Raw genomic sequence first — 15,054 nt, 5'->3', positions numbered from 1 at the left:
TCGCCCGACACACAAAGCCTGTGCGCCAGCGCATGACTCCAGCCAAACCCCAACCCGCAATCCACATCCACCGCACTGGTGCGATACAGTCGCGTCCACTCAAACGGCAAGATCCCGTCCAGCGCACCATCGGTAAGAGTGAGCAATTCTTCCCCGGTGACCATCGACACTGGGCAGCCGTTGGTGACCGTCTTGTCCGCTGGCGTCGCCGCGTCTCCCTTCGGATTCGACGCCATGACCGGCACATCATCCACACGCTCTTTTTGCGTCAGCACCGCGTTCTGCCGCGCCCGCCAGCGCATCTGCATCGTGCCTTGTTTCACCCAGCCGACCACACCGCGAACCGCCACCGCTTTATAACGGTCGACCGCCTGCATGAACTTGGTGAGAATCGCCAGCACCCCCTTCACGAAGCCCATGGCAGCCTTAAGAATTTGTGCGCCATGCTTGACCAGGCGAACGCTCAAATACGCCACGCCCGCCGCCGGCAACGCGATGGTCAACACCGCGCCAATCACCAGGTCAATCAGCAACGACACCATAAAACCTGCGGCCGCATGCGCGACTTCACGGGGCGGTAACGCGTCCAGCCAGATCATGGCGGTGCGCAGTAACAGGTACAGCGCCGCCTCGTCACTGGCGAGCAACATCGCCTGTTCCATGACCTTGGGCGCATCGGTGGCGATCTGCGCCAACTTGGCCGCCTCGCTACCCAGTTGCTCGACGTACTTCAGCGGGTCTTCAAGCATCGCCTGCACCAGCTTGATGCTGTCCCACACATCCGTGATCGCCGCCCAACTGCCCGCCAGCACGCCGCTGCCAATCGCGCTGGCACTAGAGCGTTCCCAGTGGGGTTTGAAGTCTTTCCACTGTGACCGAAGCCACTGTTCCAAGTCCGCCGTCAGCCCGGCATAGGAGGCAAACAAGGCGTCCACTTGCTGCGCTGAAACACCGCCCTGAACCCGCACCTCATAGCGCCCGCCAGCGGCGCAGTAGTGCGAGCCCTTGCCGTGCTCATCGAGCATCACCCGCGTGGAGCTGCCGTCATCCAGGCCGATCACCTCAACCGGGATGTCGCCAATCGGCACGTCATACGCTGATTCGAATTTGCTCTCGATCTCCAGCACGCCACCCACCGGGCAACGGGCCACGGTGGAGAAATCTGCATCGGTAATGCTCACCGAACGCTGCGAATCCCCAACCCGCAACACTCGGTCCATGCCCAGCAACGACGGCATATCCGCTGCATGGCTTACTGAATCCAGCGCGCGCGAATACCAGGCGCCCATTTGCTGGCGGTACTCCACCAGGCTCTGATGGAAGCCATCCAGCTCATGTTCGATAGCGGCAATGTGGGCAGCGTGGGTCATCCATGACGTCTCGACAGAAGGCAAGGCGTCGGAGTCTGCCGCAGCGAAAAGCGGCTGGATGAACGGTTTGGAAAATCAGATTGCCCTTACACGGGGCTCGCAAAAGTCAGCGGCAACTCATGCGTAAGGGCTACTTCAAATGGCGACACTACTGATTGACGAGCAGTGCCCTTGGGCATCTTTCAGTTGGGTTTCAAACTTAATCAAGCCCGCCTGCATCCGTTGCAACACGGTGATTTGCGCGGCCAGCGCTTGCTTCTTGTTGGTGATGGCTTGGTCCGCCCTGTCCCAGGGAAAGGCGTCACCGTCGTACCCCAGCAAAATCTCCTGCAACTCCTTGAGTTTGAACCCGAGCTGCTGGGCGCATTTGATAAAGGTCAGTCGCTCTACGCTCTGCGCCGTATAAACTCGATAGCCACCAAGGCGTTGCGGCTCGGGCATCAATCCAATCGCCTCATAGTGACGAATCGCCTTGATGGTCGTGCCGGACAACTGCGCGGTTTTGCCGATGTACATGAAAATTCCCTTTCTCAAATAATGCGCCGGCCTGTTTCAGCCACCGGGCCCTCTGCGTCAACGTAGAGCCCAGCACGGGGCCAAACAGCAGCGTCTTGCTCGGTGTGATGCCGCACAGCGCCAGCGTGGTGCGACGCATCTGGTGGATGGCCGGCATGCGGTAGACCCAGCGGTAATACCACGCCGGCGTGTCCAGGGTCACTAACAAGTGCGCGCTTCGGCCCTTGAGCAGCTTGTCAGGGAATGCCTTGCCTGCGCGGTATTTGAAGGCGAAGCCGGGTAGGAAAACTCGGTCGATAAAGCCTTTCATCAGTGCCGGGATACCACCCCACCAAACAGGGAAAACCCATGTGAGGTGCTCGGCCCAAAGGATGTCGGCTTGGGCGCTGAGCAAGTCGGGTTCCAGTGTTTGGGCCTGGGTATAACCGTGGTGAAGAATCGGGTCGAATGTGAGGTTGCCCAGGTGCAGGATGCGTACTTCGTGACCTGCCGTTTTCGCAGCGTGGATATAGGTCTGCGCCATGGCTGAACAAAAACTATCGGTGGACGGATGGCCGAGAATGACCAGGATGCGCTGACTCATGCTGAAGGCTCCTGAAATGGGCGTTCAGGGTAGGGGGTGCCGTATAGGGGAGAGTCAAGGGCCACAGCCAGTGCCAGCAGGACCTTTCTGCAAGGTACGCAGGACGCGTCCGAGAGTACTCATGAGCGCTTGTGACGGCACAGCGGGCTAACTAGCCTGCTGAAAACACAAGAGTAAAAAGGCATGAGCGAGACCTCCATCGGGTTGACGGCACCTCCAGAGGGCTGCAGTGATTGGCTGACAGACCTCAAGGGCCGTATCCATAACGCACAGCAGCGTGCGTCAATCGCGGTCAATCGTGAACTGGTGCTGCTCTACTGGCAGATCGGTCGCGATATTTTGACCCGTCAGAACGATCAAGGCTGGGGTAGCAAAGTGATCGACCGCCTTGCGCAGGATCTGCGGGCGGCCTTTCCAGACATCAAGGGTTTTTCGCCGCGCAATCTGAAGTACATGCGTGCTTTTGCCGAGGCGTGGCCGGATTCTGAATTTGTGCAACAAGCTGCTGCACAATTGCCCTGGGGTCACAACCTAGTGTTGCTCGATAAGCTTCCGGGCCCCGAAACACGTCGTTGGTACATTCTCCAGGCCGTTAAACACAGCTGGTCGCGCAACACGCTGATGATGCACATTGAAAACCGCCTGCTGGAACGCAGTGGCAAGGTCGTCAGTAACTTTGAAAGCCATCTGCCCAAAGCCCAATCCGATCTGGCGCGTGAAACCCTCAAGGACCCTTACCGCTTTGACTTCCTCAGCCTGGGCCTGAACGCGCAAGAGCGTGATATTGAAAACGCCCTGATCAAGCATGTCACCGACTTCTTATTGGAATTAGGCGCAGGCTTTGCCTTCGTAGGCCGGCAAGTGCTGCTGAATGTGGGCGGTGATGAATTCTTCGTCGACCTGCTGTTCTATCACTTGAAGCTGTGTTGCTACGTGGTGATCGAACTCAAGGCTGGCAAGTTCAAGCCCGAACACCTGGGCAAACTGAGCTTCTACCTCGCAGCTGTGGATGCCGAGATAAAGCACCCACAGGATGGCCCGACGATTGGTCTGTTGTTGTGCAAAGGTAAAAATGAGGTGGTGGCTGAATATGCACTGCGCGATAACAACCGACCTATCGGCGTGGCGGAATATCAATTGGTGGAATCTTTGCCCGCAGAATTGCAAACCAGTTTGCCGAGTATTGAGCAGATCGAACGGGAGTTGGCGGGCTAGGGGCGGGCAAGCAATGGAAAAAGCCTGCTTTTCAGGGCAGGCTTATCACGCTGGGTTCGCTTATTTCTGATGAGCTGTCAGCGCCGCGTAACCGTTCATCAAGTTGCGATAGTTGGGAATCCGCTGGGACAACAGGTTACCCAGGCCTTCGATATCGTTGCGCCAGTCGCGGTGCAGCTCACACGCCACCGAGAACCAGTTCATCAACTGCGCACCGGCCTGCGTCATCCGGCTCCACGCCGCCTGCTGCACCGTGGTGTTGAACGTGCCGGACGCATCCGTCACCACAAACACCTCAAAGCCTTCCGCCAGCGCCGACAAGGTCGGGAACGCCACGCACACATCCGTCACCACACCGGCAATGATGATCTGCTTGCGCCCGGTGGCCTTGATCGCCTTGACGAAGTCTTCGTTGTCCCAGGCATTGATCTGACCAGGGCGAGCGATATACGGCGCTTCCGGGAACATTTCCTTCAACTCTGGCACCAGCGGGCCATTGGGGCCTTGCTCGAAGCTGGTGGTGAGGATGGTCGGCAGGTTGAAGAACTTGGCCAGGTCAGCTAAGGCCAACACGTTGTTCTTGAACTCGTTGGGCGAGAAGTCCTGCACCAGGGAAATCAAGCCGGTTTGGTGATCGACCAGCAGAACGATAGCGTCGTCTTTGTTCAAGCGGTTGTAGGTGGGAGCGCTCATGGTTGAATCCTTTTTTGTTTAGGTTGGTTGGGCGTTGCGTTCAACATGGGCTCAGATTAATGGGTGGGTGGCGGGGGATAAATCGGGTGTGACGAGTCTTACTGTCAACTTAAAGGAGACAAAGAGCGAGCGATTGGGGGCGCCGTACTAATGCGCATAACGCGAATGAATTGCCTGATTTTGAGTAGCCAGCAGGTACGATCCCTTTCATTTGCAGGACGTTTCCGAGAGAATCCCAACCGCTTGCGCCAGTGGAATTGGGTGACTAGGCTGCTGACCGTCACTGCTAATTCAGTGATCGGGTTTAGTCGCCCGGACCTCGCTAGGCGCACGCGCCATCCCAAAGACAGGTGTCTTCTCGCCTGCACTTTATGGTGGCTGTGCGCAGGGCACCCTCGGGTGCGCCGGTGCCTAGCGGCCGGTCGACTAACCTGCGTACAGCCGCCACCTCTGCTCGTTTAGTCGCGAAAGGACGGTGGTAGTCACTTACTGCTAGGAGTTTTGCTATGGATAACGTTCGTTCAGATACGCTGTCGTCACACCCGACCAACTCATTCACGGTCAATGAAGATCTGAGCTTTGAGGATGCCTGGGTGCAGGTGGCTGAGCTGCTGCATTGTGCGCTGGCTACGTCACGGGTGATCGGCGAGTCAGTGGCTGCGCCGCAGAGGGCGGTGATGCATCTGGTGGAGATGGCGAAGATGGTGGCGGATAGGGCTGTGGAGTGTTTGCAGCCTAAATAACGCCTATTGAAGGATGGGTAGGATACCTGCCCGCCTTTGTTGACGATTCAATTGTCCAGCAGCTGCTGGACAATTGAACTGTATTCTTACAGGCATTAAAAAGCCGGCTTGTGGCCGGCTTCTCGGGGACTGCCTCAGCTTGTTTTTGACAAACCTCACCAGCCTTCAAATCGCTCAGCCCACATGGCGTCGGGCTGAATAGTAGGGGCATCCGCGGGAACTCCTCCGCATCGCCTGACAGGGCAGATAGCTAAGCCATCCCCCTGCCAAATGTGCGGCGCATGATACCCACATTCACTTCAGTTGCCCACCTCCGGTTCCGATTTAGAGCCTTCCCAGCCCAATAGATGTTCATCCAGCGGCACGGGCGGGCGGCGGTTGTTGAGGGTGGACCACCAGAATACCCAGCCGACGATCTTGAAGCTTTGTTCGAAGCGTTCTTCGTGGTTGAGGTATTCGTCCGGGTGTTCGGCGGCGTTGTGGCTGCGCAGGCGCAACCCACCGCCAGGTCGGTTGTAGAGGTATTTGATGCGCAGCATCCCGTCGTGCTCTACCGCATAAATTTCGCCGTCGATGATTTGGGTGCGGCCTCGGTCGATGGCAAGGGTGGCGCCTTGTTGGATGATGTCGGTCATGCTGTTGTCGACCATGTAGGCGCCTACCGCGCGGTCGGGATGGACGTTGAGGGTTTGCAGGCTGTGCCGGGAGACGCGGATGCGTTCGCTTGAGGTGAATGTGGGGTGGAGGGGGATCTCCACGTCGGTTGTTTCCGGACGGCAGGCGGGGCCTGTGAGGTATTTGCCGGTGTCTTCGCGGGTGGGCAGTAGTTTCCTTGTGTCGGGGCCTTCCAGCAGGTAGTTGGCGGGCGGGTGTTTGGGGCCTCGGCCGTCGCTTAACCAGCGACTTGAGACGCACAGCAGTTCTGCTATCTCGTTGAGTCGGCCCATGGGAACGCCGCGTTTGAACCAGTTGTTCACGTGTTGAGGCGTGACGCCGCGGTTCTTGGCGAAGTCGGAGGCGGAAAGATTAACTTCCCGGAGTAGCGCTTTTAAACGATCACCTGATGTATTCATAAACGCAGAGTTTACTGGCGGGAAAAACCAATCAAATAAACCATGCGTTGAATTGCATATGTAGGATTTGGCTTAGTTGTGGCTCGATCTTTCAGGTGTGCAACTTAGATAAACAGCATAAAATAAAAATTGAACTTGATGTTTAATTTTGCCCATAAAAAAGCCCCGAACTAACGGGGCTTTCTTATTTGCCGAAGCAATCAGGCGCGGGTATCAGCCTTTGTAGGCGGCAACCGACTTCATGATCTCGGCGCGGGCGGCTTCTGCGTTGCCCCAACCGTCGATCTTCACCCATTTGCCTTTTTCGAGGTCTTTGTAGTTCTCGAAGAAGTGCTTGATCTGTTCCAGCAGCAGTGGCGGCAGGTCGGTGTATTCCTTCACGTCCACGTACAGCTGCGACAGCTTGTCGTGTGGCACTGCGATGACTTTGGCATCGCCGCCGCCGTCGTCGGTCATGTTCAGGATGCCGACTGGACGGGCGCGGATAACCGAGCCTGGGGTAACCGGGTAAGGGGTCACGACCAGCACGTCGAGGGGGTCGCCGTCGTCAGCCAGGGTGTTGGGGATGAAACCGTAGTTGGCCGGGTAGAACATCGGGGTGGCCATGAAACGGTCAACGAACAGGCAGTCGCTGTCTTTGTCGATTTCGTATTTGATCGGCGCGTGGTTGGCCGGAATTTCGATGGCGACGTAGATGTCGTTCGGCAGGTCTTTGCCAGCCGGAATCTTGCTGTAGCTCATTGGGCGTTGCCCCCGTTAGTTGGCCATATGACATGGCCGGATTGGCCTAAAAGTGGCGGCGATTATAGGCATATTCTGACGCCGATGCCATGCGCCAAGCGTCGTACGGTCATTCGCCTTGCGGCTGATAACGTGGGTCGCCGGCTTGCAGTTGGGTCAGGCGCGCCAGTGGGTCCTGGCGGTAGAAGCGGCTGAGTTGGGCGTACACCTGTGGATAACGGTTGACCAGTAAATCCGGTGCGCTGAAAAAGTACTCGCTGGTGACGGCAAAGAATTCAGCTGGGTTTTCCGCCGCGTAAGGGTCGATCTCGGTGTCGGCCTCCGGGTTGGCGTCCAGTTGGCGATTGAGGTCGTCGAAGGCGCTTTGCATCACGCTGGCCCATTCCTGCACGCGCATGTCGTGGTGCAGCGGTGGCAGGCCGTTGGCGTCGCCGTTGAGCATGTCGAGCTTGTGCGCCAGTTCATGGATGACCAGGTTGTAGCCTTCCCATTGGCCACTGGCGAGCACCCCAGGCCAGGCGAGGATCACCGGGCCTTGTTGCCAGGCTTCGCCGCTGTGTTCGCCGTCCCACTCGTGCTCCACGCCGCTGGCATCGCGATGGCGCTGCGGGCTGAGGAAGTCGTCGGGGTACAGCACGATTTCATGAAAGCCCTGATACCAGTCGAGGTCGCCCAGGTTCATCAGCGGCAATTGCGCCTGGGCGGCGAGCAGCAGGCGTTGTTCCTGGTGCAGGTCGACGCCGGGCAGGGCGGTGAGGTGTTTTTCGGCGAGGAAGATCACGCAGGCTTCGCGCAGCCACTGGTCTTGCTCGGCGCTGATGCCGTCGAGGAAGGTCAGGTGGTGGCGCACCCGTTGCCAGGTGTCATCGGCAATCGGGTGCTTGGCCAGCAGGCGCCGGCGACGCCAGGCGCTTAGGGACCACATGGGCAATCAGTGTGGGTTGGCTTCGGAGGACGTGCGGCCAAAGCGGCTGCGCACTACGCCAATGATCATCGGCACCAGCGACAACAGGATGATGAACACCACTAGCAGCGACAGGTTTTTCTTGATGAAGGGCACGTTGCCGAAGAAGTAGCCCAGGGTCACCAGGCCACCGACCCAGAGGATGGTGCCGAGTACGCTGAATCCGAAGAAGCGCGGGTAGGGCATTTTGGCCACGCCGGCGACGAACGGCGCGAAAGTGCGCAGGATCGGCAGAAAGCGCGCCATGGTCACGGTCTTGCCACCGTGCTTGTCGTAGAAGTCGTGGGTCTTTTGCAGGTAGTCGCGGCGGAAGATCTTCGAGTTGGGGTTGCTGAACAAGCGTTCGCCAGCCGTTCGTCCTATGACGTAGTTGGTGCTGTCGCCGAGGATCGCCGCCAGCATCAGCAGGCCGGCCAGCAGCACTGGGTCCATACCGCCGCCAGCTGCTACGGCGCCAGCGATAAACAGCAACGAATCACCCGGCAGGAATGGCATGACCACCAGGCCGGTCTCGCAAAAAATCACCAGGAACAGAATGGCGTAGATCCACGGACCGTAGTTGGTTACCAGCATGTCGAGGTAAACGTCGAGATGCAGGATAAGGTCAAGCGGGTTGAAATCCATGGATGGCACCTGTGTGAATGGCCCGGCTCAGCGGGCCAGTGCGGGGACGACGGGTAATAAGGCTACAAGTGTATGTCGTGGTTCTTACAACCTTGAGAGGTCCGCATTATACGGATTGAATGGTGAAAAGCGTGTGGCTTTTGTAGCGGGGAGTGTCGTGAAAGTGTGAAGCGGTTGGCTTGGTTTTTTGTGGGAGGGGGCTTGCTCCCGATTGCGGTGGGTCAGGGACAAATTCGTTAACTGACACCCCGCCATCGGGAGCAAGCCCCCTCCCACAAGAGATCTACAGTGTTTGGGGGATTAGGGGTCAGTCTTCGTTGATCGGCAGCACGTAGTTCTTGAACTCGGTGTCTTCACGAAAGCCTATGGACTCATAGGTCTTCTGCGCCACTTCATTGTCGCTGCTGGTGGATACCCGCAATCGTACGGCCTGGGTTTCCTTGGCCATCTTCTTGGCCGTGCGCATCAGGTTGTCCGCCACCAGTTGCCGGCGGGCATCCTCGGCTACATAGATATCATTGAGGATCCACACCCGTTTCAGCGACAACGAGGAAAAGCTCGGATACAGCTGGCAAAAGCCCAGCAGTCGCTTGTCATCATCATCGGCCAGGGCCAGGTAGATCACCGATTCCTTGCGTCGCAGGCGCTTTTCCAGGAAGGCCCGGGATGAATCCGGGAATGGCAGGGCCCCGTAAAACTCGCGGTATTTGACGAACAACGGGGTCAACAGGTCCAGGTGTTCCAGGGTCGCTTGAGTAATCCGCATGCCAGGCCTCAACTTCCAAATGGGGTATGACCACGCGAGCGGCCGTGACTTGATGCTGCCTAATGCGGCAAAAAAGCGCAATCGTGCCGCTATCGGTCACTCGGTGGGCTGAGCAGGAAATTGCCCTTCATCAAGTCCGGGTCGTCGGATTCAAGCGTCTGAACCTGTGCCTCATCCTTGAGGTTGACCCCCGACAGTTGCCGGCGACACGCCTCGCGCATCAAGTACAACAGGCGATGGGCCGCCATGCCATAGCTCAAGCCTTCCAGCCGCACATTGGAAATGCAATTGCGATACGCATCGGTGAGGCCCACCTTGGGGTTGTAGGTGAAATACAGGCCCAGGCTGTCCGGCGAGCTGAGCCCCGGCCGTTCGCCGATCAGGATCACCACCATTTTGGCGCCGAGTAATTGCCCGATTTCATCGGCCACTGCCACGCGGCCTTGTTCCACCAGTATCACCGGTGACAAGGACCAGCCTTCGGCGTGGGTCTGTTCCTCCAGGCGCGTCAGAAACGGAGCCGTATGCTTATGCACCGCCAATGCCGACAGGCCATCGGCCACCACGATGGCCAAATCCACGCCACCCGGGTACGCCGAAGCGTAGTCGCGCAAGGTTTGGGCCGACTCATCGCTCAAGCGTCGCCCAAGGTCCGGGCGTTGCAGGTACATATGCCGGTCCGTGGCGGCGCTGCGCAGCAACAGGCTGTCGCGGCCACGTTCGGCCAATTGGCCGCTGAGCCCGGCATGGTCGAAGGGCAGGTGCACCGCATCCCGCGCCTGGGCGTGGGCAAACTGGAAGTCCAGCTGGGCACTGGTAGGAATGCTGGTGCCGGTGCGGCCCAGGGCGATGCGCGCCGGGGTCAGGCGGCGTAATTCCAGCCACGGGTTGTCAGGCAATTCTGGTTGCACGGTCGGCTCCTTCATCCCAGTTGCGCCAGAGCGTGGCGAAACGCCGGTGGCAGGCTGTTGCCGAAGTGCACTTTGCCGCCTTCTTGCGTGAAGATGCCCATTTTCGCCAGCCACTGTTCAAACTCCGGCGCCGGTTTTAAACCCAATGTTTGCCGGGCGTACAAGGCGTCGTGGAACGAGGTGGTCTGGTAGTTGAGCATGATGTCGTCGGAGCCGGGGATGCCCATGATGAAGTTGATGCCGGCAACGCCGAGCAGGGTCAACAGTGTGTCCATGTCGTCCTGGTCGGCTTCGGCGTGGTTGGTGTAGCAGATATCACAACCCATGGGTACGCCGAGCAGCTTGCCGCAGAAGTGGTCTTCCAGGCCGGCGCGGATGATCTGCTTGCCGTTGTACAGGTACTCCGGGCCGATAAAACCGACCACGGTATTGACCAGGAACGGCTTGAAGTGCCGGGCCACGGCGTAGGCACGGGTTTCACAGGTTTGCTGGTCGACGCCAAAGTGCGCATTGGCCGACAGCGCACTGCCCTGGCCGGTTTCGAAATACATCAGGTTTTGCCCCAGGGTGCCGCGCTTGAGGCTCAGGCCGGCTTCGTAACCTTCCTGCAGCACGCTCAGGCTGATGCCGAAACTGGCGTTGGCGGCCTCGGTGCCGGCGATCGACTGGAACACCAGGTCCAGCGGCACGCCACGGTTGATCGCCTCGATGGAGGTGGTGACGTGGGTGAGTACGCAGGCCTGGGTGGGGATTTCGTAGCGCTGGATGATCGCGTCGAGCATCTCCAGCATGGCGCAGATCGAGGCGATGCTGTCGGTGGCCGGGTTGATGCCGATCATGGCGTCGCCGTTGCCGTAGAGCAGGCCGTCGAGAATACTCGCGGCAATGCCTGCTGGTTCGTCGGTGGGGTGGTTAGGCTGCAAGCGCGTGGACAAGCGCCCGCGCAGGCCCATGGTGCCGCGAAACTGGGTGACCACGCGGATCTTCTGTGCCACCAGCACCAGGTCCTGTACGCGCATGATTTTGGACACGGCTGCCGCCATTTCCGGTGTCAGCCCCGGCGCCAGTGCGCGTAGGGATTGTTCATCAGCCGCGTCACTGAGCAGCCAGTCGCGCAGGCCACCGACGGTGAGATGGCTCACCGTGGCAAAGGCCTGTTTGTCGTGGGTGTCGATGATCAGCCGGGTGACTTCGTCGCTTTCATAGGGAATCAGCACTTCTTCCAGGAAGTGCTTCAGGGGTGTATTTGCTAGCGCCATCTGGGCGGCGACCCGTTCGCCATCATTTTGCGCAGCGACACCGGCCAGGAAGTCGCCGGAGCGCGCCGGGCTGGCTTTGGCCATCAGATCCTTGAGGCTGTCGAAGCGATAGGTGTGTGCACCCACCGCGTGGGAAAAACTTGCCATACAGTGTCTCCTTGACGACGCGAGCAGGCGCCCGCGCCGAGGTTTACGGCACTTAGTGCAGGGCGGCCTCTGCGGCCTGGATCGCCGCGAATTCTTCTTCGGGCGTGCCTGCTACCAAGTGATGCCGGCTGTAGAAAGCAAAGTAAGCAATTAATACTCCATAGATGACCGCCGCGCCAATCACCACGCGTGGGTCAACCAAAAAGCCTGCTACCACGGCCACGCAGGCCAGTACCAGCGCCACGCCCGAGGTGAAGATGCCGCCCGGCGTGCGGTACGGGCGCTCCATTTTAGGGCGGCGGATGCGCAGGGTGATGTGCGCAGCCATCATCAGCACGTAGGAAATCGTTGCGCCAAACACCGCCACCAATATCAGCAAATCGCCCTGGCCGGTCAGCGACAGGCCGAAACCGATAATCCCGGGAATCACCAATGCCAGTACTGGCGCCTTGCTCTTGTTGGTCTCGGACAATTTGCGCGGCAGGTAGCCAGCGCGCGACAAGGCAAAAATCTGCCGCGAGTAGGCGTAGATAATCGAGAAAAAGCTTGCGATCAAACCGGCCAGGCCAATCAGGTTGACGAAGCTGCCCATCCAGGTCGAACCGCCGTAGGACAGCGCCAGGGCTTCCACCAACGGGTTGCCGGATTTGATCAGCGCATACGTGCCTGCACCGCCCGGCGCGATCACCAGGATCAACAGGGCAAAACTGGTCAGCACCACAATCGCGCCGATCAGCCCACGGGGCAGGTCGCGCTTGGGGTTCTTGGTTTCTTCAGCGGCCAGGGGCACGCCTTCTACTGCGAGGAAAAACCAGATCGCATAAGGGATCGCCGCCCACACGCCCACATAGCCGAACGGCAGGAAGCTGCTGGCGCCTTTGGCCTCGGTCACCGGAATATCCAGCAGGTTGGCGACGTTGAAGTGCGGCACCATCGACACCAGGAATACGCCCAAAGCGATCGCGGCGACGGCGGTGATGACAAACATCAGCTTCAAGGCTTCGCCGACACCAAAAATATGGATGCCGATAAAGATGATGTAGAACGCCAGGTAGATCATCCAGCCGCCAATGCCGAACAGCGACTCGCAGTAAGCGCCGATAAACACCGCAATTGCGGCGGGGGCGATGGCGTACTCGATCAGGATCGCGGTGCCGGTGAGGAACCCGCCCCAAGGGCCAAAGGCGCTGCGGGCAAAACCGTAGCCACCGCCGGCGGTGGGGATCATCGAAGACAGTTCGGCCAGGGAGAAGCACATGCACAGGTACATGGTAGCCATGAGCAATGTGGCGAGGAACATGCCGCCCCAGCCACCCTGGGCCAGGCCGAAGTTCCAGCCTGCGTAGTCGCCGGAGATGACGTAGGCGACGCCAAGGCCGACTAACAGCACCCAGCCGGCAGCGCCTTTTTTCAATTCTCGTTGTTGAAAGTAATCGGTGCCGACTTTTTCGAAGTCGACCGAAGAACTCGTGGGTTCGCTGGGCATGGGAAGTACCTTCCATTCTTATTGTTTTCAACTCGGCCGGTGTGTGCCGAATGCGCATCGCAAGTACTTATGAAGATCCAAATGTGGGAGGGGGCTTGCTCCCGATAGCAGTGGGTCAGTGACTCATACTTGCACTGACACTCCCCGATCGGGAGCAAGCCCCCTCCCACCCTTGATTGCATTTCAAAGGTGGGAGGGGGTGTGGGGTTAGAAAAAGCCCAACGGATTAATGTCGTAGCTCACCAGCAGGTTCTTGGTCTGCTGGTAGTGATCCAACATCATCTTGTGGGTTTCGCGCCCTACGCCAGACTTCTTGTAACCGCCAAACGCGGCGTGCGCCGGGTACAGGTGGTAGCAGTTGGTCCACACGCGACCGGCCTTGATCGCGCGGCCCATGCGGTAGGCGCGGTTGATGTCGCGGGTCCACAGGCCGGCGCCCAGGCCGAACTCGGTATCGTTGGCAATCGCCAGGGCTTCGGCTTCGTCCTTGAAAGTGGTGATGCTCACCACCGGGCCGAAGATTTCCTCCTGGAACACACGCATGTCGTTGGTGCCCTTGAGCAGGGTCGGCTGGATGTAATAGCCGGTGGCCAGATCGCCAGTGAGCTTTTCAACCTTGCCGCCGGTCAGCAGTTGCGCGCCTTCGCCCTTGGCGATTTCCAGATAGGACAGGATCTTGTCAAATTGCTGCTCGGACGCTTGGGCGCCGACCATGGTGTCGGTGTCCAGCGGATCGCCACGCTTGATCGACTCGACCTTCTTCATCACCACTTTCATGAAGTCGTCGTAGATCGACTCCTCCACCAGGGCGCGGGATGGGCAGGTGCACACTTCGCCTTGGTTGAAGAACGCCAGCACCAGGCCTTCGGCAGCTTTTTCGATGAATGCAGGTTCCGCTTTCATGATGTCGGCGAAGAAGATATTCGGCGACTTGCCTCCCAGCTCAACGGTAGACGGAATGATGTTCTCGGCCGCCGCATGCATGATGTGCGAGCCCACCGGGGTAGAGCCGGTGAAGGCTATCTTGGCGATACGTTTGCTGGTCGCCAGGGCTTCGCCGGCTTCCTTGCCGAAACCATGCACCACGTTCAGTACGCCTGGCGGCAACAGGTCGCCGATCAGTTCCATCAGTACGCTGATGCCCAGCGGGGTTTGCTCGGCGGGCTTGAGCACCACGCAGTTGCCGGCGGCCAGGGCCGGGGCGAGTTTCCAGGCGGCCATCAGCAGCGGGAAGTTCCACGGGATGATCTGGCCGACCACGCCCAGTGGTTCGTGGAAGTGATAGGCGGCAGTGAGTTCGTTGATTTCGGCGCTGCTGCCTTCCTGGGCGCGAATGCAGCCTGCGAAGTAGCGGAAGTGGTCGGCGGCCAGGGGAATGTCGGCATTGAGGGTTTCACGCACGGCCTTGCCGTTGTCCCAGGTTTCGGTGATAGCCAGCAGTTCGAGGTTCTGCTCGATACGGTCGGCGATTTTCAGCAGTACCAGCGAGCGGTCCTGGGCGCTGGTTTTGCCCCAGGCGTCAGCGGCAGCGTGGGCGGCGTCCAGAGCCTTGTCGATGTCTTTGGCGGTGGAACGCGGGAAGTCAGCGATAGGTTTGCCGTTGACCGGCGAGGTGTTGGAGAAGTAGTTGCCATCGACCGGCGCAACGAACTCGCCGCCGATGTAGTTGCCGTACTTGGCCTTGAACGAAACGATGGCGCCTTCGGTACCGGGGTGTGCATAACGCATGGTGGGCATCTCCTGCTTTTATGTTTATCGGAGTACAGCGCTGCAAGCGCGTTATAAAGCGTAGAGCAAAGGTTGGGCCAGTGCGTGCAGGCCAGGTAAATCAAGGGTTTGGTTTTGTTTACAAGGCATGAATGTGGCCGGGGCGATACAGGAGGGGTGACAGTTTGTACCGCAAACGGTACAGCCTGTGACCGATGGGTCGGCCCGGGATTGCAATGGCCGGATGGCTGGTGGA

General features: G+C 59.1%; 15 protein-coding genes. 2 read left to right on the top strand and 13 right to left on the bottom strand.

Annotated features, from left to right (window positions below; genetic code table 11):
• The 3 genes from E3O56_RS01140 to E3O56_RS01130 form a co-directional block, all read right to left on the bottom strand.
• Nucleotides 1-1,370: DUF6531 domain-containing protein (locus E3O56_RS01140; protein WP_248127639.1), on the bottom strand; the 1,370-nt coding region annotated here is incomplete at its 3' end.
• A gap of 135 nt (nt 1,371-1,505) precedes the next feature.
• On the bottom strand, nt 1,506-1,886 hold the full coding sequence (locus E3O56_RS01135) for a MerR family transcriptional regulator (protein WP_148853991.1): 381 nt from the start codon (nt 1,884-1,886) through the stop codon (nt 1,506-1,508).
• Nucleotides 1,825-2,469 carry an NAD(P)H-dependent oxidoreductase gene (locus E3O56_RS01130; protein ID WP_148853992.1) on the bottom strand — a complete coding sequence of 215 codons (645 nt, stop codon included), beginning with the start codon at nt 2,467-2,469 and terminating at the stop codon, nt 1,825-1,827. The genes E3O56_RS01135 and E3O56_RS01130 overlap by 62 nt, the downstream gene beginning before the upstream one ends.
• A 183-nt stretch (nt 2,470-2,652) precedes the next feature.
• Here E3O56_RS01130 and E3O56_RS01125 point away from each other — a divergent pair, with 183 nt between their 5' ends.
• The gene (locus E3O56_RS01125; RefSeq protein ID WP_248127637.1) at nt 2,653-3,684 is read left to right on the top strand and encodes a PDDEXK nuclease domain-containing protein; all 1,032 of its coding nucleotides are present in this window, start codon (nt 2,653-2,655) and stop codon (nt 3,682-3,684) included.
• Between the two features lie 60 nt (nt 3,685-3,744).
• On the opposite strand, the gene ycaC is transcribed toward E3O56_RS01125, so the two are convergent.
• Nucleotides 3,745-4,377 (bottom strand): isochorismate family cysteine hydrolase YcaC, encoded by a 633-nt coding sequence (gene ycaC / locus E3O56_RS01120; RefSeq protein ID WP_032879270.1) that lies wholly within the window; start codon nt 4,375-4,377, stop codon nt 3,745-3,747.
• A 506-nt stretch (nt 4,378-4,883) separates the two neighbouring features.
• On the opposite strand from ycaC, the gene E3O56_RS01115 reads away from it, so the two are divergent.
• Nucleotides 4,884-5,120, top strand: a complete 237-nt coding sequence (locus E3O56_RS01115) for a hypothetical protein (RefSeq protein ID WP_032879272.1) — start codon at nt 4,884-4,886, stop codon at nt 5,118-5,120.
• Between the two features lie 299 nt (nt 5,121-5,419).
• Here the strand turns inward: E3O56_RS01115 and E3O56_RS01110 are convergent, their stop codons facing one another.
• From E3O56_RS01110 to E3O56_RS01070, 9 genes are all read right to left on the bottom strand, one after another.
• Nucleotides 5,420-6,193, bottom strand: a complete 774-nt coding sequence (locus E3O56_RS01110) for a helix-turn-helix transcriptional regulator (protein WP_032879273.1) — start codon at nt 6,191-6,193, stop codon at nt 5,420-5,422.
• Nucleotides 6,194-6,406: 213 nt separating this feature from the next.
• Nucleotides 6,407-6,934, bottom strand: coding sequence for an inorganic diphosphatase (ppa, locus tag E3O56_RS01105; protein WP_005791810.1), 528 nt, complete (start codon nt 6,932-6,934; stop codon nt 6,407-6,409).
• Nucleotides 6,935-7,043: 109 nt separating this feature from the next.
• The gene (locus E3O56_RS01100) at nt 7,044-7,859 is read right to left on the bottom strand and encodes a M90 family metallopeptidase (protein WP_005791808.1); all 816 of its coding nucleotides are present in this window, start codon (nt 7,857-7,859) and stop codon (nt 7,044-7,046) included.
• Between the two features lie 6 nt (nt 7,860-7,865).
• Nucleotides 7,866-8,522 carry a DedA family protein gene (locus tag E3O56_RS01095; RefSeq protein ID WP_248127635.1) on the bottom strand — a complete coding sequence of 219 codons (657 nt, stop codon included), beginning with the start codon at nt 8,520-8,522 and terminating at the stop codon, nt 7,866-7,868.
• 307 nt (nt 8,523-8,829) lie between these two features.
• On the bottom strand, nt 8,830-9,288 hold the full coding sequence (locus E3O56_RS01090) for a GNAT family N-acetyltransferase (RefSeq protein ID WP_005791806.1): 459 nt from the start codon (nt 9,286-9,288) through the stop codon (nt 8,830-8,832).
• Between the two features lie 89 nt (nt 9,289-9,377).
• Nucleotides 9,378-10,214: an ethanolamine ammonia-lyase subunit EutC gene (eutC, locus tag E3O56_RS01085; protein WP_103734867.1), complete on the bottom strand. Its 837-nt coding sequence runs from the start codon at nt 10,212-10,214 to the stop codon at nt 9,378-9,380.
• Nucleotides 10,211-11,605 (bottom strand): ethanolamine ammonia-lyase subunit EutB, encoded by a 1,395-nt coding sequence (locus E3O56_RS01080; RefSeq protein WP_032879276.1) that lies wholly within the window; start codon nt 11,603-11,605, stop codon nt 10,211-10,213. The genes eutC and E3O56_RS01080 overlap by 4 nt, the downstream gene beginning before the upstream one ends.
• Nucleotides 11,606-11,657: 52 nt before the next feature.
• Complete coding sequence (eat, locus tag E3O56_RS01075; RefSeq protein ID WP_103734866.1) at nt 11,658-13,091, bottom strand: ethanolamine permease; 1,434 nt, start codon at nt 13,089-13,091, stop codon at nt 11,658-11,660.
• A gap of 207 nt (nt 13,092-13,298) precedes the next feature.
• The gene (locus tag E3O56_RS01070; RefSeq protein WP_005791797.1) at nt 13,299-14,819 is read right to left on the bottom strand and encodes an aldehyde dehydrogenase family protein; all 1,521 of its coding nucleotides are present in this window, start codon (nt 14,817-14,819) and stop codon (nt 13,299-13,301) included.
• Nucleotides 14,820-15,054: the final 235 nt, after the last annotated feature.

This window comes from Pseudomonas sp. W2Aug9, assembly GCF_023127755.1.
GTDB classification, from domain to species: domain Bacteria; phylum Pseudomonadota; class Gammaproteobacteria; order Pseudomonadales; family Pseudomonadaceae; genus Aquipseudomonas; species Aquipseudomonas synxantha_A.
Note: the sequence above shows the minus strand (reverse complement) of the source record. Positions and strands in the feature narration are given on the sequence as shown.

Excerpts from the sequence above, each read along its gene's own strand:
- E3O56_RS01135 (WP_148853991.1), bottom strand. The coding sequence starts at position 1,886 with ATGTACATCGGCAAAACCGCGCAGTTGTCCGGCACGACCATCAAGGCG.
- E3O56_RS01130 (WP_148853992.1), bottom strand. The coding sequence starts at position 2,469 with ATGAGTCAGCGCATCCTGGTCATTCTCGGCCATCCGTCCACCGATAGT.
- E3O56_RS01125 (WP_248127637.1), top strand. The coding sequence starts at position 2,653 with ATGAGCGAGACCTCCATCGGGTTGACGGCACCTCCAGAGGGCTGCAGT.
- ycaC (WP_032879270.1), bottom strand. The coding sequence starts at position 4,377 with ATGAGCGCTCCCACCTACAACCGCTTGAACAAAGACGACGCTATCGTT.
- E3O56_RS01115 (WP_032879272.1), top strand. The coding sequence starts at position 4,884 with ATGGATAACGTTCGTTCAGATACGCTGTCGTCACACCCGACCAACTCA.
- E3O56_RS01110 (WP_032879273.1), bottom strand. The coding sequence starts at position 6,193 with ATGAATACATCAGGTGATCGTTTAAAAGCGCTACTCCGGGAAGTTAAT.
- ppa (WP_005791810.1), bottom strand. The coding sequence starts at position 6,934 with ATGAGCTACAGCAAGATTCCGGCTGGCAAAGACCTGCCGAACGACATC.
- E3O56_RS01100 (WP_005791808.1), bottom strand. The coding sequence starts at position 7,859 with ATGTGGTCCCTAAGCGCCTGGCGTCGCCGGCGCCTGCTGGCCAAGCAC.
- E3O56_RS01095 (WP_248127635.1), bottom strand. The coding sequence starts at position 8,522 with ATGGATTTCAACCCGCTTGACCTTATCCTGCATCTCGACGTTTACCTC.
- E3O56_RS01090 (WP_005791806.1), bottom strand. The coding sequence starts at position 9,288 with ATGCGGATTACTCAAGCGACCCTGGAACACCTGGACCTGTTGACCCCG.
- eutC (WP_103734867.1), bottom strand. The coding sequence starts at position 10,214 with ATGAAGGAGCCGACCGTGCAACCAGAATTGCCTGACAACCCGTGGCTG.
- E3O56_RS01080 (WP_032879276.1), bottom strand. The coding sequence starts at position 11,605 with ATGGCAAGTTTTTCCCACGCGGTGGGTGCACACACCTATCGCTTCGAC.
- eat (WP_103734866.1), bottom strand. The coding sequence starts at position 13,091 with ATGCCCAGCGAACCCACGAGTTCTTCGGTCGACTTCGAAAAAGTCGGC.
- E3O56_RS01070 (WP_005791797.1), bottom strand. The coding sequence starts at position 14,819 with ATGCGTTATGCACACCCCGGTACCGAAGGCGCCATCGTTTCGTTCAAG.